The sequence below is a fragment of the Mesorhizobium sp. NBSH29 genome (genome assembly GCF_015500055.1).
GTDB lineage: Bacteria > Pseudomonadota > Alphaproteobacteria > Rhizobiales > Rhizobiaceae > Neomesorhizobium.
The window spans coordinates 2,993,227-3,014,986 of the sequence record NZ_CP045492.1 but is presented as its reverse complement, the minus strand read 5'-3'; the positions used below and the strand labels follow the sequence as shown (position 1 = coordinate 3,014,986).

Here is a 21,760-nt window from a genome sequence, read left to right as displayed (position 1 = left end):
GAACGAAATAGTTCCTCGCGTGCCGTGGTTCGGATGCGGTGAACCGGCTTACGAAAGGTCACATATGGTTCGAGCACGTCAGGTTCAAGGCGCGCCGGTGGTGGCACCTGACATCTTGGATTTCAGCGCTGCTGCCGCCATGGCGTATCCGCCGGCCGCTCCGTCAACAAAATGGACATGGTCGCGTTGCAGCGGCGAGGCTACCATGCATGTCATCAAAGCCAGATCCTGCCGGTGCATGCCAAACTTGCAGACACCAGACTTTTCGCCCGTTTCGAGCAATTTTTCGATCTCGTCCGCAGTTGCGGTGTCGACATCGATGGTCATTTTCAGACCGTCATCGAATTTGCGAAAGTCGGAATTCTGCACGACATCCTGCCTGTATTGCTTGGGATCGAAGCTCCCTATCGTCATTCCCAGAGCGTCGGCCACCTTCATAAGGGTGGCAATGCCGATGATCTTCAGCTTTTCAACAAAACGTGATTGTGGAGGTGCGGCTGCGCGCGCCTCAAGGTCGAGACCTTTGGGCGGAATGCTGTAGCTGCCACCGTCAGCGGGCACCGGATGGCCGGCACGGTTACTGCCGCCCGCGACTTTCACAATGTCGGAAACCAGGTCCGCAAATGCTTCGGCGTCGGCATTGTCGCCCGGTGTGGCAATGATGGAGACAATAGCGCCGTGGCTGGACTTGATCGGGTCCCAACGGCAGGAGAGGCCGGTGAGGTCGGGGCGCGTCCCGGCGGGCGCAGCCGGCACCCGGTATTTACCGGCCTTCATCTCGCTTTCAGCCCAGCTCGATCCACCGCCTGAAAACATCGCGTAAAACACTTCATCAGCCGCCTGAAAGCGTGCCACACGCACATCGAGGCCGTGGGCGCGGATATCGCCGAGCGGCACGATGGCGGCACGCAGGACAAGGTCAAGTTCCTCGCCCACCCAGGTCTGCACAGCGGACAGGGCCTCGGTGGTTGGTGTTTTTAGCGACAGGGGAAAGGCCACCATGGCGCCGTCACCGCCGAAAATGAAAGGCAGGTCGCGGCGTCCGAGTGTATTCAACAATGCTGATATAACACTCGCACCGGCCATATTGACCGATTTGTAGCGCCCTTTTGCGACCGCATCGGTAGAATTGACGATATCGGCGACAGCCAGCGCCCAGTCATCGGGCAGAGGGCGATAATTGCGTGTGTCGGCCACGCCACCAAATTCCGAAAGAATAGGGAGCGTGTCGAAAAAACTGCCTGCGGCGTGGGAATTGTCCATCGGCAACTGGTAACATGATTTGGGCCCGCGCCGCATCACATGCGCGTGGGTGAAAATTGACTCGAATGCCGATTGAGACGATAGGCTCGCTGCCGATGCATATCGCTTTCTACGCACCGCTGAAATCGCCTGAGCATCCGGTACCCTCGGGTGACCGGTTGATGGCGCGGCAGTTGGTCAAAGCCCTGACGCTTTCCGGCCATTCTGTGGAGCTGGTATCGGAAATGCGGGTGTTTCTGCCTAACCCGGATGACACGCAGAGCTACGATGCTGTTCTCGCGACAGCGCGCGCCGAGACAGTGCGGATAGCGGCGTTGCCGAAAAAGCCCGATCTCTGGTTCACCTACCATCCCTACTACAAGTCGCCGGACCTTCTGGGACCGGCAATGGCTGCGCACTTCGGCATCCCCTATGTCACAGCGGAGGCTTCCTATTCGCCGCGCCGTAGCAGCGGCATCTGGGCTGAGACGCAGCAGCGCGTGGCCGATGCCGTGGCTGGTGCGGCGATCAATTTGTGTTTTACCGTGCGCGACCGGGCAGGGCTCTTGAATGCTCTGCCGGCTGCGAAACTGGAGATGCTGGCACCTTTCATCGATACGGCGCCGTTCACGGAAGTGGCCTCTGGCACACATCTGATCACGCTGGCGATGATGCGATCCGGCGACAAGCTGGCAAGTTTCGTCATGCTTGCACGCGCGCTGGAACATCTTGGCGACCGGGAATGGACGCTGAATGTGATCGGTGACGGACCGGCGCGGGGGGCGGTAGATGATGCTTTTGCGCATCTGCCTGCCCATCGCATCACATGGCTTGGCGAGGCCGCGCCTGACACTGTGCCAAAACTGCTGGCTGAGGGCGGCATCTATGTCTGGCCGGGATGTGGGGAAGCCTACGGCCTCGCCTATCTCGAAGCGCAGGCTGCCGGCCTGCCGGTCATCGCGCAGAATACCGCTGGCGTGCCGGACGTCGTGTGCGACGGGGTTACCGGAATTTTGACGCCAGAGGGCGACGTGCCAGCCTTTGCGGGCGCAATTGCAGCGCTGCTGGATGATGTTGAACGTAGAAATGTCATGGGCGCTGCGGCACGGCGGTTTGTGACGGCGGAGCGTTCGCTGGGAGCGGCAGCATGGCGGATTGATGATCTTCTTGGCGGGTTGCGATGACGGATATGAGGCTGTGGTCACCGCTGGTGGATGCGCTTGGACGCTGGGAGCGGGCCGGCCGGGTCGCACCGTTCTGGTTGCGCGACGATGATGCGGTGGAGCCGACCGCGGCGCTTGATCGTCTGCTGAGGCTGTCAAACATGTATGCGGTACCGCTGAGCCTTGCGGTTATTCCCGCGCACGCCGGAAAAGCCCTGGCTGGGCGGCTCGCAGATGAACCTCGGGTTCGCGTTTCGGTGCATGGCTGGGCGCATGAAAACCACGCGCCGGCTGGCAGCAAAAAACAGGAACTCGGCCTGCATCGCCGCACAGACCTCGTGCTGGACGAGCTTGGACGTGGTCGGCTGGTGCTCGCCGAATTGTTCGGGCAGCACTGTTTGCCGGTATTGGTGCCGCCGTGGAACCGGATTGATGATGATCTCATCGAAGCGCTGCCAGCGCTCGGCTTTGTGGCGCTTTCCGTCTATGGGCCGGCGAAACCTGCGGCGCTTCCGGTCATCAACACGAATGTGGATGTGATGGACTGGCATGGCACGCGCGGCTGCCGCGACCATGCCGCGCTGGTGGCTGATATCGTGGCGCAGCTGGACCGCTCTTTTGCAGGCGGCGATGCGGTGGGGCTGCTGACCCATCACCTGGTGCATGACGAGGCGGCATGGACGTTCATCGATCGGCTTTTCGCGATAACCAGCCAGAGCCGCGCGGCTGTATGGACCGAACTCGGCGCGCTGGTAAAAAACGCGCGCCGGTGAAATGTCAGCTCTTGGCTGAAGGCTCGATGTCCACGACCTGATCGTCACGCGCAGCGAAGGACCCGGAAAGGGCTAGTGCTGCCTCACGCTCGATGGCGTCGAGCTGATCGTCGGTGCGGGCCGGGTCGTGGTGGAAGAGCGCCAGCCGAGTTGCACCGGCTGCCTTGCATAACTTGACGCCCTGCTGCCAGGTGGAATGGCCGTAGCCGCGCCTTTTGACCATCTCGTCTTCGGTGTAGGTGCAATCGTAAACGACGAGGTCGACGCCTTCAATCAGAGCCAGAATGTTTGCGTCAAGCTTGCCGGCAGGATCATGTTCGGTGTCGGTGATGATGGCCATGGCGCGGCCATCCCACTCGATCCGGTAGCCGATGCAGCCACCCGGATGGTTCAGGCTTCCGGTGCGGATCACCACGCCCTCGCGCGGCTGCAGCACATCGCCTGAAGCGAAATCACGGCATTCGAGATTGGCCTTGCAGATGTCGAGACGAACCGGAAACCATGGCGGGCGCATGAATTCATGCAGCATTTCAGCGGTCGTCAGCCAGCCAGAGAGATGGCCGGACCACAGCCGGACCTTCGTCCTTGGATTGTAGAAGGGATAGAAGAATGGCAGGCCGATCATGTGGTCGTAGTGGGAGTGGGTGAAGAACACGTCGAACTCATCGACAGTGGGCCCCAATGTCTCGCCTGCGGGACGAATGCCGGAGCCGGCGTCGAAGAACAGCGTGTGCGGGCCGCACTGGACCTGGATGCAGGCGGTGTTGCCACCGAAGCGCGCATATTGAGGTCCGGAAACCGGTACGCTACCTCGCGTGCCCCAGAACCGGATCTGGAACGTCTCGTCCTTCATTCTACCCCTCGCGGCGTCCCTCAACGCCCTGATCTTTGTATCTTTCTTCAACGAGACACTTATTTCAGATGTTTTTCAACCTTGGCCGAATGACGCAGCGGAAGCGTTTGATCAATGCTTGTTGCTGCGCGCGTCGATAAGTTCGGCCGTGGTGGTACTCAGCCGGTTGGCCAAGACTTTCACGATCTCAACGGTCATCTCGGGAAATTCGGTCAATAGCCGGAGGAAATGGTCTTTGCGAATGCGCAGAGCTTCCAGCGGAACGGCGGCGCGGACTGTCGCGGTACGTGATACGTCGCAGAGGATGGCGATTTCGCCGACGATTGAGTTGGGCTCCAGTTCGGCGACCTTGATCTCGCCGCCATCGGACTCGACCAGGATGTCGGCGGTGCCCGAAAGGATGACATAGGCTGCGTCGCCCTCATCGCCCTGACGGAACAGGATCTGGCCGGCGCTATAGCTGACGCGGTCGGAGGTAAAGGCGAGCAGCTTGAGCTTTGCAGGCTCGACGCCCGAAAACAGCGGCACCCGCTTCAGCATTCCCACTTCATCTTTGAGGAGCATGTTCAATCCCTCGTTCTGCTACTCTTATGCCAGCAGATCCTTGAAGATACCGTTTCTTTTCACCAGTGTCGCGTGGGTTCCATCCTCCACCACTCTACCAGCATGGAAAACGACGACGCGTTCAAAGCTCTCGGCCATTGCAGGTGCGGTGACTACCCAGACAATCGTCGGTTGGCGCTCGTCCCGGGTCGCCTCCTTAAGCACATTTTGCAGGATAGCCTCCTGCTGTCGTTGATCGAGCGCTGAAAGCGGTCGGTTAAAGATCATGAAGTCGGCGCGTTTCAACAATACGCGCGCCACTTCCAGCTTTTGCCGCTGGGCGCCGGTAAGCCGCCGCCCGCCAACGCCGACGTCAAAGCCCAGCCCCACATCGAGAACGTCGTCATACAGGCCGAGTTCGCCCAGGATGGAATAGACGATGGCGCGGATACGCTCGGGGCCTTCGGGGTGATTGTGGGCGATCCTGCCGAACAAAACATTGTCCATAACGCTGGCGGTCGCAGTATAGCGCTCTGGGTCATAGGGCTGGATGGATCCCTGTAACGTCTCCGGCAGGTTGGCATAAAACAGTTCACGCGCGGTGACGATCTTTGCCATCAGTTCATCGCTCAGAAGGCCGAAGCGGTGGCGCGGCTCGATATAGGAGAAGCTGAGGCTGACAATGGATGCCCTGTCTGCTGGCACGACAGACGCATAGGGTTTTCCCTTCAGGCGCTGGACGAGCTGTTCATAGTCCGGGATTTCGTCCGCAGTCATGAAGGACAGTTGCTGGAAGAACGGATGGTCCGGAGGCAGGTCGCTAAACAGCTCGATGGCCTGCTCGGCAATTTCCAGCCCCATCAGATAGAGCGCTTCGTCAACGCCGGCGTCGCGCAGGATCGACACAAAGTAAGGGTTGGCCGACAGCGCGCGGGTGGCCAGTTCGGGGCCATTTGCAGCGCCGAAGAGCAGGTTTTCGCCCACCGTGGCTTCGCGGTTGTATGAACCCGTCTCGAAGGGAACGATGAGCCCGGTAAGACTTTCGGCCTCGAGACGTTGCTGTAGCGCGTCTCGCAGTTCCACGATGCGACCGACCAATTGTGGGTGACGGGTCGGGCTGGCCGATTTTCTCAGTCCAAGGTCGAGAATATCGCTGGTGAGGACCACCGCATCGAGAATCGGCCTTATCACGCGGAACAGGTCGTCTGGTCCCGTTGCGCCGGCGGACTGATAGTCGACCCAGTCGCTGTTGAGATCGAAGTCCGGGTTTCCCGCAAGTCTCGCTTCCTCGACATCCCAGGCGCGGGCGCGGCCCAGTGCGCCGTCGTAGCTGACGCTGGTCAGCGGTGCGTGCTTGAGCCCGTAGAGGAGGTTATCGCGCAGGCTCGTCTGCGCCAGATGCGCATCCGATGATGCGTATGACATACGCCGGCCCTTAACGGCTTCGGGAAGGTCGACAATATCGGTCTCGCCAATGCTCACCTTGCCACTGGTTGGCCAGACAAGGCCGACCAGTGCTTCCGCAAAAGCTTCGCCGCCGCCGTTCGAGCTGGTGACGATGGCGACTGTCTCACCGGGTTCGATGCGCAGCGATATCCGCTCGATCACGGGCGCGCCGCTGTCGTCGATCACCGAGAGGCTGGAGACTGCCAGCGGCGCTTCGAGCGGGGGTGTCGCATCGGTACTGAGGAGCTGCATTTTTGGATCGATCAACGGTTCGACGCTGAACTGCTCGACGACCTGTGCATATTTGACCTGAACGTCCTGGCGCGCCTGGTCCCAGTCGATCAGTTCCTTCATCGGGCCAGGAAGGTCCTTGTAGGCGGCGATGACGGCGACCAGTTGGCCGACATCGAGGCGACCATGCAAGGCAAGGTAGCCGCCGATCAGGTAGAACAGGAACGGTGTCACCTGAGCTAGGAAATTGTTGATGAATTTAACCAGGAACTTCCACTGATAGAGATCGTAGCGGATCTGGAAGATACGACCGAGGCGGGCTGCAATGTCGGCGCGCTGGTAGTTCGAAGTGTCATGGATGTGGATCGCGCCAATACCGTCAACAATCTCACCGACACGCCCCGACAATTCGCGCGCGGTGAGTTGGCGCTCACGCCCGAGCCGGATCAGCCGCTTGCGCATGCGCGGGATGATAATCAACTGGATGGCAACGATCAGTGCTGCGATCAGGCCGAGCCACACATTCTGGACGATGATGAAGATCATCGCCGTCAGCGCCTGCCCACCGAGCAGCGCCGGCTGGACAAAAGCATCGCCGATGAAGCCACCGAGCGGTTCGACTTCATCCTTCACCATGGTGGCGACTTCGGCTGACTTGACCCTCTTGAAATGATGCGGGGGGAAGCGCAGCACGCGGTCGACAAGCTCGAAGCGCAGGCGGCGCAGCATGCGCTCGCCAAGCCGGCCCTTGTAGGTGTTAATGTAGAACTTGAAGAGCCCGTTGATCACGACCAGCAGTAAAAATACCATGCTGAGAGCAAAAAGCGTCGCCTCGCGCTCAAGCTGAAAGCCTGGGAACACGTCGATTCTGCCAATAAAGGGCAGCGAAAAACCGAAATCGAGGAAGGTGCTGGTCGCGCCTGGTGTTTCGAAGCCCTTGCCCTGAATGGGACCGTTGACGATCAGCTTTGGCAGGTCGAAGGCCAGGTAATAGGGGATCATCGACACGGCTACGACAGCTAGAATCCACAGCTGCTGACGCCAAGTGTGTTTCCAGATATATCGGGCTAGGCTGGATTCCATCAAGGGATGCTGACCGTTCGGATTGCAGGCTGCCAAAGCAGTGCACGGTTGGGAATGAGGTTGCTGCCGGCTACTGGAAGAATGCAGTTCGCGGCGACTGAACGATCCAGAATCATATCAGGCCCCCTGATAGCCGAGGGCTGCAACATACAACATGCCCTTGAGCGACGCTACCCGCACGCCCACGCTCATGCGTCTCAGCCAAGAAGCTGCCGTAGCAGGTGCGCCGTGCCCGCGGCGCCGTCCAGATTGAGCGGTTGCGCGTTTGGACGGGGATGGGAGAGCGCGGTGGTGATCGCGCCAGCCAGGGTTTCGGGCGTCAAATCCGGTTCGATGAGCATGGTTGCAAGGCCTTCCGCTGCCAGCCTGCCGGCTCGCACGGTCTGCTCGGTCTCGCCGCCAGCTGAAAATGGCACGAGTATCGTGCGGCAGCCAGCAACCAGGATATCACAGACCGTGTTGTAGCCTGCCTGCGATACAGAAAGGTTTGCGCCGCTGAGAAGCTGCCCAAAATCGTTGCGGAACCTGAAAAGCGAGACATTTTCTGGCGCCTGTGCGGCAGCAGCATCGAACTGAGCCTTCGGCAGGTTGGGACCGGTGATGAGGCACCAGGAAAGGGCAGGGCCGCAAAGGTGGGCAGCAGCCGCCGCCGCCTGTACCAGTGCGCCGCCTGCCGCTCCGCCGCCGGCCGAAACGACAACATCAAAGCGGTCGGTTCCCGGTTCATGCGCCGGACCGGTGACGAGGCCGGTATATGCAATCTTGTCAGCGATAGCACCGGCAAGGCGAAAACTGTCTTCCAGCCTTATGAAAGCCGGGTCGCCGTGAACCATGACACTGTCGAAATGGGTGTTGACGAGGTCCACGGTCTCCTCGTCGCGGCCGGGCTTGGTGCGCTCCTGAAGGATGTCGCGAAGTGAGGCGACCAGCAGTGGCTTTGGCCTTGCGTGCCTGATCGCATCGAGCAGGGGCAGAAGCTCAAAGCGCATCTGCCGACGGCCGAACGGGAACGCCTCGGTGATGACGATATCGGGGGCAAAATCTTTGAATGCGCCAAGCAGCAATCGTGTTCGGTTTGCCTGAAATATCTGGTCGACAGGATTTCCATCGAGGTCGGCCAACCCGGAAAAGCCTTGATCATTGGCCGCAACAGGCGGCAGGGCAACATTGCGGATGGACGTGTCTGGAAAACCAGGAACAGGCATCCCGCCGGTCACCATCAGCACCTCAAAACCGTCCGCGTTGAGCGCACGCGCGATGTGGGTGGCGCGGGCAAGATGCCCGATGCCAAGCAGGTGCTGAACGTAGAAAAGAACACAGGGTGCCATCACACAGGCTCCGTCCGCCACGCTTTCTCGAACAGGGTTTTGAGCTGGCGGATGCTGGCCGAGTGGTCGAATTCAGCGCGGACACGCTTTTCCGCCGCCTCGCCGAGATTTTTGCGCAAAGCCGGATCGCGGATCAGTGTTTCGAGGGCGTGGGCGAGCGCTTCGGGGTCTTCCGGTTCCACGACAAGGCCGTTCTCGCCGTCGTTGAGCAGTTCCGGGACGCCAGAAATGTTGGTCGATACACAGACAAGGTTTTGGCTCGACGCCTCGACCAGCACATTGGGCAGCCCATCGCGGTCGCCATCGGCGGCGATACGGCAGGCCAGCGCAAAGATATCGGCGCGGCGGTAGTGCGCGAGAACGTCTTCCTGTGCCAGTGCGCCTTTCCAGAGGATGCGATCTCTGATGCCGAGCGATTGCGCCAGCTCCTTCAGGCGCGCCAGTTCATCGCCGCCGCCAATATGCTCGAAGCGCCAATGAAGATCAGGCGGCAAGGTCGCAAGCGCACGCAGGAGAAGATCATAGCCTTTCTTTTCCACGGCGCGCCCGACGCTCAGCATAACCACAGGGTTGGCAGCGTCGGTCCCATCGCGCGGTACGCGCTGGCTCTCCACATGGTTGAACCGAGTGAGATCGAGGCCGTGATAGCTGAGATGAACGCGCTTTGGCTGGGCGGCGAGCGTTTTCAGGTGCTCGTATCCGGAGCGGGTACAGGTCACCATCCAGCGCGCCGCGTTGAGCTTTTCGGTGAGCTCCCAGTCGGGTGAGGTCCAGATGTCCTTGGCATGTGCAGAACAGGTCCATGACACGTTTGTCAAAAGGCTGGCATAGCGGGTGACCGAAGCCGGCGTGTGGGCAAAATGTGCATGCAGCCAGCCACCGCCATCGGGCCATTCATGGGCAAGCACCAGCGCCTGACCAAAGCGACGAACACGGTTCGGCGTCGGATCGCGCCGCAGATCGGCGCAGAACGCCCTCAGCGTTTTACAGAATCCTTTGCGCCAGATGCCTGCAGCCAGCGCCCGCAGCACCCTGACCGGCTCCTGGTAGAGATATTCAGGGAGATAATGCACTGCCGCGCGGATCTCGTCATGCACCGGGTGCCGCTTTTTGTCGGTAGGATGGCGCATGGCGATCAAGGTGAGATCGAACCCGGCACGCTCCAGCCCCAGAAGTTCCTGCGCGATAAAAGTTTCCGAAAGGCGCGGATAGCCCTTCAGCACGACAACGATCTTGCGGCGTTCAGGCAAATTGGTTCTCAGTTCTTGGAATCGACAATGGAAAGGTGCGGACTTACGCGCTCGTCGAGCAAGTCCCCGACAATCTCGGAGATGTGGACCAGTCCTTCAAGCGTCAGGTCCGGACTGCTTTGCGAAGGGCGAGGCCGGTCGGGTAGGGCCTTTAAAGTTTCAGCGAGGCGGCCGGCATCCTCAGCTTCCTCCGGCAACAGCATGTCGACCAGGCCAAGTTCGCTGGCGCGGCGGGCGCGGATCAATTGTTCTTCACGTGGCTTGACGCGGGGCACAATCAACGCTGGCTTGTCGAAAGACAAAATCTCGCAATAGGTATTGTAGCCTCCCATCGCGACGACTGCCTTGGCGCCGGCGATCAGCTCTTCCATGCGGCTGTCAAATTCGATGATTTTTATGTTGGGCACGGCGGCACCCTTTTTGATCAGCTTTCGGCGCTGCTTGGTCGGCATATAAGGACCAAGAACAATCAGTGCCTTGTGTTGCAAAGTGGGGTCGTGCCGATAGGCGTGGATGACCTGATCAATAAGTTCGGCACCATCGCCACCCCCGCCCGTCGTGACCAGAATATAGTCGCCCTCAGGACGGTTTTCGGGCCGCTGTTCGTGCGACAGGCTGCGCTGCAAAAACCCGACGAATTTCATTTTGTTTCTCACCGAATCCGGGACGTCGAGGCCGGTCAATGGGTCGTAGAATTCAGGTGGACCATAGGCCCAGATCATGTCGTAGAAGCGGTCGATCTTACGCATCGTGTCGCTGCGCTTCCATTCCGCTTCCAGAAGGTGCGGCGCATCCATGACCTCGCGCAGGCCCAGCACCAGTGTCGTGCCCCGGGTCTTGAGATAGGCGAGGGTTTCTTCCACCTCGCCGCGCAGGCCCATCGGCTCCTTGTCGACGATGAAAATGTCCGGCTGAAACGTTTCAGCAGTGTGACGGATGCTCGACTGCCGCATTTTCAGCGTTTCTTGCAGGTCGATATGGCGCTCAAGCGAGGTATAGTCGCCGTTGTGCAGCTTGATCACACTGGGGATTTTGACGAAGTCGACCCGGGCCCGGTAGTCGAACGCGCCGGCAATGGTTGCTCCGGAAATGATGAGAATATTCAGGCCGCGAAAATCCTCCACGAGGGAGTGCGCGATAGTGCGACAGCGGCGCAAATGGCCGAGCCCGAACGTGTCGTGGCTGTACATAAGGATTCGAGCGTTTTCGAAGCGCCGCATCATGGCCACATAAACCTTCAGTTTGCCGTCGGACCCGTCTGAGCGCCCGTTGCATAGACCCGTAATACCGAACCGAGTGCTCGACCGGCTTCCCCTGAACCAACAGCAGTCTGGTAAAGGCGAGCGACCTTAGCCCACGGGCCAGGACATGCCTAGACCACGCCACCGGATCAAATTAAGACGGAAATACAACCGGGCCTTGTCCTTTACCGGATGCGATCCTCAATCGCCCAGCGGGCCGCCAGAAAATTAAATATAGCCGCGACAATCAGCCCGGCAATCTTGGCAGGAAAAGTCCCGATGAGTGGGCTTAGTGCGACCAGGGCCAGGCTCGATACACACAGCGTGATCAACGCGCCGAGCATAAAGAAGCGTACGACCGAGCGGCGATCGCCAAGTGCCTTGTCGCGTTCAAACGACCAGCGGGAATTGACGACGTAGGAAAAACAGATCGCCGCAAGCCATCCTATCCCATTGGCTGCAAGCGCGGGGATCGCGAGCATTTTCCAGAGCAGCGAAAACACCGAAAGGTCAATGATGCTGTTGGCAACGCCAACGATGCCAAAGCGCGCAATCTTGGTCAGCAACGAAAGCTCGGACGGCTGGTGGCGGGATGCCATTTATTGGTCTTTCGCGCGAGATCGGTTTTGTCGACGTTAATTTGCTTCATCGAGGCTGGAAATGCAGGTACTAGCGGTTTGGCGCGGGCGCTGACAAGCGCATGAGTGCCTACTGCAGGGGTTGAGATGAACATCCAGTCGACAGTCGAGCAATCATCATTGGACGGGGCAGCCATCGATCCGGCCGTCGGAGCGGAGTTTGCGCTGTTTCACACCGCGCCATCGTCGGTCGAATTCAACAAGCTGCGCAAGCGCTTGCTGCGCCAGGCGCGCGAGACGATAGAAGCCTACGCCATGGCGCGAGCAGGAGAGCGCTGGCTGGTGGCGCTTTCGGGCGGCAAGGATTCGTACGGCCTGCTGGCGATCCTGCTTGATCTGAAATGGCGCGGGCTTTTGCCGGTGGAGCTGCTGGCGTGCAATCTCGACCAGGGTCAGCCGAATTTTCCAAAGCATATTTTGCCCGACTATCTGACTAAGCATGGCATTGCGCACCGTATCGAATATCGCGACACCTATTCGATCGTCACCGACAAGGTTCCCGTAGGGGCTACTTACTGTTCGCTGTGCTCGCGGTTGAGGCGCGGTCACCTCTACCGGGTGGCGCGTGAAGAGGGATGCTCCGCGCTGGTGCTCGGCCACCACCGCGAGGATATTCTGGAAACGTTCTTCATGAATTTTTTCCATGGCGGGCGGCTGGCAGCGATGCCGCCGAAGCTTTTGAACGATGAGGGCGACGTGATGGTGCTGCGGCCGCTGGCGCATTGCGCCGAGGCCGACCTGGCCAAATTTGCGGATGCGATGCGGTTTCCCATCATTCCATGCGATCTGTGCGGCAGCCAGGAAGGGCTACAGCGCAATGTGATGAAATCGATGCTCGACGATATCGAGAAGCGGATGCCTGGCCGCAAGGACAGCATGATCCGGGCGCTGGCCAATGTGCGGCCCTCGCATCTGCTCGACACCGGGCTGTTTGATTTTGCCGGTCTGGCGGCAGCATCCCCCGAAGATTGATCAGCGTGCGGGCGGTTTGCTTTGCGCCTGAAAGAGTTTCCCGCGTTCGCCGATCAGCACCAGCACCAACCCGACAATCGACACCGCGCAATATCCCGCGGCAAGCGGGGTGACTGTGCCATCAAATGCCTGGCCAATGGCCGCGCCGATCAGGCCGCCGCCGAGAGTTTGCAAAAAGCCGATCACCGAGGATGCGGTGCCCGCGACATGGCCCAGTGGCTCCATGGCGATCGAGTTGAAGTTGGAGCCGATCCAGCCGAATTGTAGCATGGCGAGCGTGAACAGGCCGACGAAAAGCGGCAATGGCATCGGCCCGAGCAGCGACAGGCCAAACAGGATGCAGTTGACGATCACAAAGCCGATCAACGCCCCATGCGAGAGGCGGCGCATGCCGAAGCGGCCTACCAGCTGCGCGTTGGCGAAAGAGGAGACAGCCATCATGCTGGCGACCACTGCAAAGATAACCGGGAACATGGCGCCGAGCCCGTAAATTCCGACATAGATCTGCTGGGCGGAATTGATGAAGCCGAACAGGGCGCCGAAAACGACCATGGTTGCCAGCGTGTAGGCCAGCGATATGCGGTTGGTGAGCACGATGCGAAAGCCGTCGAAGATCGACCTGGCGGTAAACGGACGGCGGTATTCCGGGTGCAGCGTTTCGGGAAGTCGGAGCGCCGTCCAAATGGTGACGAGCAGTGCGATGCCTGCCATGAACACGAAAATCATGTGCCATTCGGCAAACACCATGACCAGTTGACCGATACCGGGCGCGACGACCGGGATGACCATGAACACCATGAAGACCAGCGACATGACCTCGGCCATGGCGCGGCCGCCAAAGACGTCGCGGATGACCGAAACCGCAATAACGCGTGTTGCAGCTGCGCCAACACCCTGCACGAAGCGCAGTGCCAGAAGAGACGTGAAGCTTGGTACGAACGAGCACGCCAACGCGGCCAGCACATAGATGCCAAGGCCGAAAAGCAACGGTCCACGGCGCCCGAACCGGTCGGAAATGGGCCCATAGGCAAGCTGTGCCAGGCCGAAGCCGGCGATATAGGCGGTGATCACATATTGGCGGTGGTTTTCGTTCTCGACGCCAAGGCTTGCACCAATCTGCTGCAAGCCGGGAAGCATGATATCGATGGCCAGCGCGTTGAGCGCCATGAGGGCGGCGGCGAGCGCGATGAATTCCCAACGCGGCAGCGACAGTTTTGCCGGCGCGGATTGCGGTGGCGCGATATGGTCAGCCATGGCCCGTCCCCATTTTGACTAGAAAGAAAAAAATGCGCCAGAAACCCGGCGCATTTCATCATGCGATGCCGCAAGCGGCGATCTGCAGGATTATAGGGAAGTCAGGCGGCAGCACCCTTGGCGTCAATGCCTTTTTCTTCCAACAGGGATTTTAGTTCGCCAGCCTGGAACATTTCGCGGATGATATCGCAGCCGCCGACGAATTCGCCCTTCACATAAAGCTGGGGGATCGTAGGCCAGTTGGAATACTCCTTGATGCCCTGGCGCAGCTCATTGGAGGTGAGAACATTCACGCCCTTATAGTCGACGCCGAGGTAGTCGAGGATCTGGACAACCTGTCCGGAAAATCCGCATTGTGGGAAGCCCGGGGTGCCCTTCATGAAGACCACCACGTCCTGGCTCTTCACTTCGCTTTCGATGTATTCGTTCATACCGCTCATGTTTTCGTCGTCCTTTCGTGCCTGGGGAGGTCAGGCCGGAACATGCACTTCAAATAAACCCAAAGGCGACCCGAAACAAGAACCAAGCCGGGATTCTTGTCTATTCGGGGGCGCTGGTCTGCAGGGCGAGCGCGTGCAGGACGCCACCCATATTGCCCTTTAGCGCGTTGTAGACCATCTGGTGCTGCTGCACCCGGCTCTTGCCGCGGAAGCTTTCGGCCACCACTTCGGCCGCATAATGGTCGCCATCGCCGGCAAGATCGCGGATCGTCACCTTAGCGTCCGGAATGCCTTCCTTGATCATGGTCTCTATGTCGTGAGCATCCATAGCCATCGCGCGGTCTCCGTCAGGTGCCCATGAAAGCAGGGAACCATGATTCGTGGGCGGATTTGAGTTCGCTCACAGATATCGCACGAGCCTTGCCGAGTTTCAATTCAATGCCGCCGGTCGTGCCGATCCACGGCGCGAAAATGCCAGCCTGTGCGACCCGGGCCATGAAGATTTCGAGGTCTGCCACTTCGGCGAACGCCTTGATGGTAACGACATAGCGGCCCTGATCCTCACCGAAGAATTGCGGGATCGGATCGCCGGCCTCGAGTTCGTTCACCGTCGCTCCAATACCCGAAGCCATGGCCATTTCGGCCAGAGCCACGGCCAAACCACCATCGGAGCAATCATGGACGGCCGTCGTCACGCCTTCGCGGATAAGGCTGCGGACGAAGTCGCCGACTTTCTTTTCGTGGCCAAGATCAACCGGCGGTGGCGGGCCGTCAGCGCGGCCGTGGATGTCGCGCATGTAGATGGACTGTCCAAGATGCGTGCCCCACCAATCGGGTGCGCCGAACAGAAGGATGAGATCGCCTTCACCGGCAAAGCCGATGCGCGCCATTTTTGACCAGTCCGGTATCAGCCCGACACCGCCAATCGTTGGCGTAGGCAAAATGCCCTGGCCGTTGGTTTCGTTGTAGAGCGAGACATTGCCGGAGACGATGGGAAATTCGAGTGCCCGGCAGGCTTCGCCGATGCCTTTGATGGCGTGGACGAGCTGGCCCATGATCTCGGGGCGTTCGGGATTACCGAAATTGAGGTTATCGGTGGACGCCAGCGGCTCGGCGCCTGTAGCGGTGAGGTTGCGCCAGCATTCGGCGACAGCCTGCTTGCCGCCTTCAAACGGGTCGGCCTCGCAGTAGCGCGGCGTCACGTCGGAGGAGAAGGCGAGAGCCTTGGTGTCGTGGCCTTCAACCCGCACCACGCCGGCATCGCCGCCGGGCAATTGCAGCGAGTTGCCCTGGATCAGCGTATCATACTGCTCCCAGACCCAGCGGCGACTCGACAGATCCGGACCGCCCAGCATTTTCAGCAGCGCGTCAGCGATGTCGGCCTGGGGGATATCGGTTGCAGCGAGCGGGATCGGTGTAACTGGCTCGATCCACGGACGGTCATATTCTGGCGCCTGATCGCCCAGATCCTTGATCGGCAAATTGGCGACTTCCTCGCCCTGATGGAGGACGCGGAAGCGTAGATCGTCGGTCGTGTGGCCGACGATGGCGAAGTCCAGCCCCCATTTGTGGAAGATCGCCTCTGCCTGCTGTTCTTTTTCAGGGAGCAGCACCATCAGCATGCGCTCCTGGCTTTCCGACAGCATCATTTCATAGGCCGACATGGCGTCTTCGCGCACCGGCACCTTGTCGAGATCGAGCTCGATGCCCAGGTCACCTTTGGCGCCCATTTCAACGGCAGAGCAGGTGAGCCCGGCAGCACCCATGTCCTGGATGGCTATGACGGCGCCTGAGGCCATGAGTTCGAGGCAGGCTTCAAGCAGGCATTTTTCGGTGAACGGATCGCCGACCTGTACGGTTGGGCGTTTTTCGTCGATGTCGTCGCCGAATTCGGCAGAGGCCATGGTGGCGCCGCCGACGCCATCGCGACCGGTCTTTGCACCGAGATAGACCACCGGAAGCCCGACGCCTTTGGCCTCGGACAGGAAAATGCCATCGGCTCTGGCAATGCCGGCAGCGAAGGCATTGACCAGAATGTTGCCGTTGTAGCGGGCGTCGAAATTCACTTCACCGCCAACTGTCGGCACGCCGAAGGAATTGCCGTAGCCGCCCACACCGGCGACCACACCCGCCACAAGATGTTTTGTCTTGGGATGATCCGGCGCGCCGAAGCGCAGCGCGTTCATGGCCGCGACGGGCCTTGCGCCCATGGTGAAGACATCGCGCAAAATGCCCCCAACGCCGGTCGCCGCGCCCTGATAGGGCTCGATGTAGGAGGGGTGGTTGTGGCTCTCCATCTTGAAGATGACGCAGTCGCCATCGCCGATATCCACAACGCCGGCGTTTTCACCGGGACCCTGGATCACGCGCGGGCCGGTGGTGGGCAGCGTACGCAGCCATTTCTTTGAGCTCTTGTAGGAACAGTGCTCGTTCCACATTGCCGAAAAAATACCGAGCTCGGTGAAGGACGGTTCGCGCCCGATCAGATCGAGAATGCGCTGATATTCATCGGGCTTCAGGCCGTGCGACGCTATCAGTTCTGGCGTGATGGCAATGGTGTTGCGGATGTTCATGGCCGGCAAAATCCGTAAAACAGGGAAGTGCACCCCTTAGCGCGCCGCGCGCCTGCGATATACCCGCAAATGTTGGAAAAACTGTTGGATTCGATAAATAATCAACCGTAGCTGTCATATCCCGCGATACCATTGTCCAGCAGCGAGAGGATGCGTGCAAATCCGCCTTCGACCTGGCTTCTTTGCGGGGCTGAGAAGCCGATGCGCACCCGATGGAAGGTCTTTTCGGTGCGACCGCTTTTGAACTCGTCTTCATCGTCGATCAGGACGCCCTCATTGAATGCTGCCTGGCGCAGGGTTCCAGACAGCCAGGGCTCCGGCAGCTTGAGCCACAGGAATGGCGCGCAACGGTGAGACTGGAAATCATAGTCGCCAAGAGCGCTGCGCGCGATGGTGACACGACTGGCGATCTCAATTTTCACTTTCTGTCGAATACTGTCGGCATAGCCCGAAAGAACGAGCCGGGCCGCCAGTTCCGACATCAGGAAGGGCATGCCTCCGGTGACCATTTTCTGTGCCGTCAAAACGCGGGCAGCCAGATGCGGGGGGCAGGCGACCCAGCCGCCGCGAATGCCGGCGGCGACAGATTTTGAAAGACTGCTGACATGGAAGGTGCGCTCGGGCGCCAGTTCGGCGATCGATGGCGGCCGCTCTTCATCGCTGAGCAGCGCTCCATAAATGGCATCTTCGATCAGCCAGACATTGTGGCGTCTGGCGATGTCGATAATCTCGCGACGCCGCGCCTCCGGCATGATGGTGAGGGTAGGATTTTGCAAGTCAGGCACCAGGAACAGCAGCTTGGGATGCTGTTGGGCGCAGACGCGTTCGAGATCGTCCGGATCGGGCCCGAATTCATCCATGCCGACGGCGATGCTGCGGCGTCCGATCAGGTTGGCGCTGCGGGCCATTGAGGAATAGGTGAGCTGCTCGAAGGCGATCCGGTCGCCCGGTGCCGTGACGGCGGCGATAACAGCCAGGATGGCAGCGTGTCCACCCAGGGTTGGCACCACGTCTGATGGGTTTGGTTCCCAGCTGCCGACTTTCAGCCAGCGTTGACCTGCCTCCTGCCACGAGGCGGGAAGACGCCTTGTATAGCTCGCGATTTCGGACGGGTGGTCACGGGTAATCTCGGTGGCCAGACGACCCAGCGCCTCGGCCTGCCCGACATCGGGCGCTGCCGTGCTGTCCATGATCAGCTTGCCTTGCGGGACGAATATTTCGCGCGAGCTGGAATAGGGGTGGGCCTCGGATGATGGTCTGGCCGGAACTGTCCCGCCATTTTGCACGAACGTGCCGCGCCCGGTCTCGCCACTGACCAGTCCGCGCTGGCGCAGCAGGGAATAGGCCCGGCCGACCGTGCCGACGGTAATTCCCAGATCATAGGCCAGATTGCGCTGTGGTGGCAGTTTCGCGCCGTGCGGCAGCGTGCCTGCCGCAATTGCAGTTTCGGCACGGTCAGCCAGCCTAAGATAGAGCGGGCCGGAGCCTTCGTTCAGGTCGGGGAGCCAATTTGTCATCATGACAATTTGGTACATTGCGTCTATTGCTCCGTCAATCCATATGAATTGTACCAATTGATGAGGTGCAATGATGGGTGCAATCGAAGAGTGCGAGAGTGTGCCGATACGCAGAAAGCCGCTGCGCGGTTTGGTCTACGGATTGAACATGATTGCGAAGCGGGTGGACCGTCAGGTGGCAATACAGCGGAGCCGCAAGGCGTTGAGCAGCATGAGTGATTGGCAGTTGCGGGATATTGGTGTGACACGCGAGGATGCCGAAGCCGAGGCGATGCGGCGTTTCTGGTCGCGGTGATCAGGCGGTCGAGCCGCGACGCTGCATCCGCGCGATGCCGTGGTCGGCAAGGATCGCCACAACGCCAAGGATGATAAACAGGCACGAAATGCCGGCAGCGGCTATGATCACGCTTGGCCAGCCGCCAATCGACGCGTCAAGGAACGGGTAGGGCACTTCGCCGGCATACGGCGCGCGCGCCAGGACATAGACGAGGTAGATCAGCGGCGCCCCGCCGAACGCCAAGAGATGTTTCCAGCGGGTGCGCCCATCGGTGCCATAGCACAGCCACCACACGACATAGAGGACCGGGGTGACGTAGTGCAGAAGTATGTCGCAGAGATAGAACAGGCCTTGCGGTTGCCATTGCTGCGACAGAACTATTGCATAGACGAGAAACACCACGGTAATTGCCACCGCAACGCCGGCACGCATTGCCGGTGAGGCGAAAAGGGCAGGACGCAGCGACTTTTCGCCGGTGACGGTGCGGGCATAGACCAGAACCGCAGCGATGTTGGTCAGGATCGTAAAATAGCTGAAGAACCAGATGATCGAGCCGCCGAGGCTGCGCCCAGCGGCCATGCTGGCTGGAATGCTGATCGAAAACTGCAACGCTATGGCGGCCAGGCCAATGGCAAGGCCGGCCCAAGGCAGAATTTTTCGACGGTCAGGCATTGCTGGCGCAGGCATTGTTGCCACTGGACCAGCGGGCGATGTCGCCCGTAATCCGGCCACCGAGCTTGTCGTCCAGCAACGGGCCAAAATATTCGACGCGGCGTGAGGCTCCTTCGGCCTGGACGACCAGTAGAGGTTTTGCCTCATAGTTTTTCGCCGGAACCAAAAGAAAGCGTGGGCGCCCGCTGAACGAATTCAGTTCATTGGCCATGCGGTAAGCACGGAATGCCGGATCTTTTGCGGCAAACCAGCATTTGTGCGCGGCGATTGCTACCTGTTCCATGACCTGCAACGCGGCACTTTTGCCTGAGGAAACCGAACTGGGAGTGGACACCACTTTGCGCTCGGCCTGGCAGGCGGAAAGCGCAAGGCTCAGCACGGTGATGGATATCAGTGCAAAGCCGGAGGCGGCGGAAGTGACGAATTTGGGCATCAGGTCCGTCTCGCTCTAATCACGTGGTGGGTTGGTTCAGGCGGCAATTCCGAGCGCACTTTCAAACAGTGCGCGACCGTCGCGTCCGCCATGGGCGTCTTCGATCAGGTTTTCGGGGTGCGGCATCAGCCCCATGACGTTTCCGGTCTCGTTGATGATGCCGGCAATGTCGTTAATGGCGCCGTTGGGATTGGTGTTTTCGGCGTAGCGGAACACTACCTGACCGTTGCCCTCCAGGCGCGACAAGGTTTCTGTGTCTGCGAAATAATTGCCATCATGGTGCGCGACCGGGCAGCGAATGATCTGACCGCCGGCATAGTTGCGGGTGAAAGAGGTGTTGGTGTTTTCTACCCGGAGCTTGACCTCGCGGCAGACGAATTTGAGATGGCCATTGCGCATCAGAGCGCCGGGAAGCAGGCCGGCCTCAAGCAGAATCTGGAAACCGTTGCAGACGCCCAGCACCTGGACGCCGCGCTTTGCCTGATCGGCAACGGCGCGCATGACCGGCGAGCGGGCCGCAATGGCACCGCAGCGCAGATAATCGCCATAGGAAAAGCCGCCCGGAATGACGATGAGATCGACATCAGGGATTTCTGTATCGGTTTCCCAGATGGTCTTCGGGGCGACGCCAGATATTTTTTTAAGCGCCGCGATCATGTCGCGGTCGCGGTTCAGGCCGGGAAGAAGAACGACAGCTGACTTCATGATGCGGAACAATCGGCTCGAGTTCGGTCCAGGATCAAAGAATTGCTACGCTGTAGTTTTCGATCACGGTGTTGGCCAGAAGCTTGTCGCACATGGCCTTGAGTTCCGCTTCGGCGCGCGCCGGGTCGGTCTCGCCCACCTCGATGTCGAACACTTTGCCCTGACGCACCGAATCGACGCCAGAAAATCCCATCCCGCCCAGGGCATGCTCGATGGCTTTGCCTTGAGGGTCGAGGACGCCGTTTTTGAGGGTAACGGTGATGCGGGCCTTGGTCACGGGCATTTTCCTGGTTCTACGTAGCAAGAAAGTTAGTGAGGGCGGCCCTTGCCGCTGTCGGTGGACACGAGGATGGGGCCGGCGGGACGTGCCGGCTCGTTCTCATTCATGATGCCGAGGCGGCGGGCCACTTCCTGATAAGCTTCGACCAATCCACCCATATCGCGGCGGAACCGGTCCTTGTCGAGCTTGTCCTGTGTAGCGACGTCCCAGAGGCGGCACGAATCGGGCGAGATCTCGTCGGCAACCACGATGCGCATCATATCGCCCTCATAGAGGCGGCCGCATTCGATCTTAAAGTCGACGAGCTGGATGCCAACGCCGAGGAACAGGCCGGAGAGGAAATCATTGACGCGGATGGCCAGCGCCATGATGTCGTCGATCTCCTGCGGGCTGGCCCAGCCAAACGCGGTGATGTGTTCTTCGGAGACCATCGGGTCATCCAGCGCATCCGCCTTGTAGTAGAATTCGATGATGGAACGCGGAAGGACAGTGCCTTCTTCCAGACCTAGGCGCTTGGCTAGCGAGCCGGCAGCAACATTACGCACCACCACTTCCAGCGGGATGATCTCGACTTCCTTGATCAACTGCTCGCGCATGTTGAGGCGGCGGATGAAGTGAGTCGGGATGCCCATCTTGTTCAGATGGGTGAAAATGTGCTCGGAAATGCGGTTGTTGAGTACGCCTTTGCCGTCCACGACCTCGTGCTTCTTCTTGTTGAAGGCAGTGGCGTCGTCCTTGAAAAACTGGATCAACGTACCTGGCTCCGGGCCCTCATAGAGGATCTTGGCCTTGCCTTCGTAAATGCGGCGGCGACGGTTCATGAAAAAATTTCTCTAGGTTGAAGGG

22 protein-coding genes are annotated in these 21,760 nt (G+C 59.8%); 4 read left to right on the top strand and 18 right to left on the bottom strand.

Annotated features, from left to right (window positions below; all coding sequences use genetic code 11):
- Positions 1 to 84 precede the first annotated feature (84 nt).
- The gene (locus GA830_RS15035; protein WP_195162605.1) at positions 85 to 1,263 is read right to left on the bottom strand and encodes a DUF3095 domain-containing protein; all 1,179 of its coding nucleotides are present in this window, start codon (positions 1,261 to 1,263) and stop codon (positions 85 to 87) included.
- A 95-nt stretch (positions 1,264 to 1,358) separates the two neighbouring features.
- On the opposite strand from GA830_RS15035, the gene GA830_RS15030 reads away from it, so the two are divergent.
- Together GA830_RS15030 and GA830_RS15025 are read left to right on the top strand one after the other, a co-directional pair.
- Positions 1,359 to 2,426: a glycosyltransferase family 4 protein gene (locus tag GA830_RS15030; RefSeq protein ID WP_195164982.1), complete on the top strand. Its 1,068-nt coding sequence runs from the start codon at positions 1,359 to 1,361 to the stop codon at positions 2,424 to 2,426.
- Positions 2,423 to 3,178, top strand: a complete 756-nt coding sequence (locus GA830_RS15025) for a polysaccharide deacetylase family protein (protein WP_195162604.1) — start codon at positions 2,423 to 2,425, stop codon at positions 3,176 to 3,178. The genes GA830_RS15030 and GA830_RS15025 overlap by 4 nt, the downstream gene beginning before the upstream one ends.
- 4 nt (positions 3,179 to 3,182) lie before the next feature.
- Here GA830_RS15025 and GA830_RS15020 read toward each other — a convergent pair whose 3' ends face one another.
- From GA830_RS15020 to GA830_RS14990, 7 genes are all read right to left on the bottom strand, one after another.
- Positions 3,183 to 4,031, bottom strand: a complete 849-nt coding sequence (locus GA830_RS15020; RefSeq protein WP_195162603.1) for an MBL fold metallo-hydrolase — start codon at positions 4,029 to 4,031, stop codon at positions 3,183 to 3,185.
- A 111-nt stretch (positions 4,032 to 4,142) separates the two neighbouring features.
- Positions 4,143 to 4,595, bottom strand: coding sequence for a cyclic nucleotide-binding domain-containing protein (locus tag GA830_RS15015; RefSeq protein ID WP_195162602.1), 453 nt, complete (start codon positions 4,593 to 4,595; stop codon positions 4,143 to 4,145).
- 24 nt (positions 4,596 to 4,619) lie between these two features.
- Positions 4,620 to 7,334, bottom strand: coding sequence for an ABC transporter ATP-binding protein (locus tag GA830_RS15010; RefSeq protein WP_195162601.1), 2,715 nt, complete (start codon positions 7,332 to 7,334; stop codon positions 4,620 to 4,622).
- A gap of 197 nt (positions 7,335 to 7,531) precedes the next feature.
- Positions 7,532 to 8,662 (bottom strand): glycosyltransferase family protein, encoded by a 1,131-nt coding sequence (locus GA830_RS15005; protein WP_195162600.1) that lies wholly within the window; start codon positions 8,660 to 8,662, stop codon positions 7,532 to 7,534.
- Positions 8,662 to 9,912 carry a glycosyltransferase family 4 protein gene (locus GA830_RS15000; RefSeq protein ID WP_195162599.1) on the bottom strand — a complete coding sequence of 417 codons (1,251 nt, stop codon included), beginning with the start codon at positions 9,910 to 9,912 and terminating at the stop codon, positions 8,662 to 8,664. The genes GA830_RS15005 and GA830_RS15000 overlap by 1 nt, the downstream gene beginning before the upstream one ends.
- Positions 9,913 to 9,920: 8 nt before the next feature.
- Positions 9,921 to 11,135 carry a glycosyltransferase family protein gene (locus tag GA830_RS14995; protein ID WP_195162598.1) on the bottom strand — a complete coding sequence of 405 codons (1,215 nt, stop codon included), beginning with the start codon at positions 11,133 to 11,135 and terminating at the stop codon, positions 9,921 to 9,923.
- A 203-nt stretch (positions 11,136 to 11,338) separates the two neighbouring features.
- Positions 11,339 to 11,752, bottom strand: coding sequence for a GtrA family protein (locus tag GA830_RS14990; RefSeq protein ID WP_195162597.1), 414 nt, complete (start codon positions 11,750 to 11,752; stop codon positions 11,339 to 11,341).
- A 126-nt stretch (positions 11,753 to 11,878) separates the two neighbouring features.
- Between GA830_RS14990 and ttcA the strand changes: the two genes are divergently transcribed.
- Positions 11,879 to 12,763, top strand: coding sequence for a tRNA 2-thiocytidine(32) synthetase TtcA (gene ttcA, locus GA830_RS14985; RefSeq protein ID WP_195162596.1), 885 nt, complete (start codon positions 11,879 to 11,881; stop codon positions 12,761 to 12,763).
- On the opposite strand, the gene GA830_RS14980 is transcribed toward ttcA, so the two are convergent.
- The 5 genes from GA830_RS14980 to GA830_RS14960 all read right to left on the bottom strand — a co-directional run bounded on the left by GA830_RS14980 (position 12,764) and on the right by GA830_RS14960 (position 18,547).
- Complete coding sequence (locus tag GA830_RS14980; RefSeq protein ID WP_195162595.1) at positions 12,764 to 14,017, bottom strand: multidrug effflux MFS transporter; 1,254 nt, start codon at positions 14,015 to 14,017, stop codon at positions 12,764 to 12,766.
- A gap of 101 nt (positions 14,018 to 14,118) precedes the next feature.
- A complete protein-coding gene (gene grxD, locus GA830_RS14975) occupies positions 14,119 to 14,457 on the bottom strand; it encodes a Grx4 family monothiol glutaredoxin (protein WP_195162594.1) in 339 nt (112 codons plus the stop codon).
- 100 nt (positions 14,458 to 14,557) lie between these two features.
- Positions 14,558 to 14,791: a BolA/IbaG family iron-sulfur metabolism protein gene (locus GA830_RS14970; RefSeq protein WP_195162593.1), complete on the bottom strand. Its 234-nt coding sequence runs from the start codon at positions 14,789 to 14,791 to the stop codon at positions 14,558 to 14,560.
- Positions 14,792 to 14,804: 13 nt separating this feature from the next.
- Complete coding sequence (purL, locus tag GA830_RS14965) at positions 14,805 to 17,030, bottom strand: phosphoribosylformylglycinamidine synthase subunit PurL (RefSeq protein WP_195162592.1); 2,226 nt, start codon at positions 17,028 to 17,030, stop codon at positions 14,805 to 14,807.
- Positions 17,031 to 17,131: 101 nt separating this feature from the next.
- The gene (locus GA830_RS14960; protein WP_195164981.1) at positions 17,132 to 18,547 is read right to left on the bottom strand and encodes an aminotransferase-like domain-containing protein; all 1,416 of its coding nucleotides are present in this window, start codon (positions 18,545 to 18,547) and stop codon (positions 17,132 to 17,134) included.
- Positions 18,548 to 18,617: 70 nt separating this feature from the next.
- Between GA830_RS14960 and GA830_RS14955 the strand changes: the two genes are divergently transcribed.
- A complete protein-coding gene (locus tag GA830_RS14955; protein ID WP_195162591.1) occupies positions 18,618 to 18,842 on the top strand; it encodes a DUF1127 domain-containing protein in 225 nt (74 codons plus the stop codon).
- Here the strand turns inward: GA830_RS14955 and GA830_RS14950 are convergent, their stop codons facing one another.
- Genes GA830_RS14950 through purC form a run of 5 tightly spaced genes read right to left on the bottom strand, consistent with a single transcriptional unit; the run spans position 18,843 to position 21,735 of the window.
- Positions 18,843 to 19,496 (bottom strand): Pr6Pr family membrane protein, encoded by a 654-nt coding sequence (locus tag GA830_RS14950; protein WP_195162590.1) that lies wholly within the window; start codon positions 19,494 to 19,496, stop codon positions 18,843 to 18,845.
- Positions 19,489 to 19,929: a hypothetical protein gene (locus GA830_RS14945; RefSeq protein ID WP_258045460.1), complete on the bottom strand. Its 441-nt coding sequence runs from the start codon at positions 19,927 to 19,929 to the stop codon at positions 19,489 to 19,491. Before GA830_RS14945 ends, GA830_RS14950 begins: the two co-directional genes overlap by 8 nt.
- Positions 19,930 to 19,965: 36 nt before the next feature.
- Positions 19,966 to 20,634 carry a phosphoribosylformylglycinamidine synthase subunit PurQ gene (gene purQ, locus GA830_RS14940; RefSeq protein WP_195162589.1) on the bottom strand — a complete coding sequence of 223 codons (669 nt, stop codon included), beginning with the start codon at positions 20,632 to 20,634 and terminating at the stop codon, positions 19,966 to 19,968.
- A 34-nt stretch (positions 20,635 to 20,668) separates the two neighbouring features.
- The gene (gene purS, locus GA830_RS14935; protein WP_374939276.1) at positions 20,669 to 20,917 is read right to left on the bottom strand and encodes a phosphoribosylformylglycinamidine synthase subunit PurS; all 249 of its coding nucleotides are present in this window, start codon (positions 20,915 to 20,917) and stop codon (positions 20,669 to 20,671) included.
- A 26-nt stretch (positions 20,918 to 20,943) separates the two neighbouring features.
- Entirely contained in the window at positions 20,944 to 21,735 is a 792-nt protein-coding gene (purC, locus tag GA830_RS14930; protein WP_195162587.1) for a phosphoribosylaminoimidazolesuccinocarboxamide synthase, read from the bottom strand.
- Positions 21,736 to 21,760: the final 25 nt, after the last annotated feature.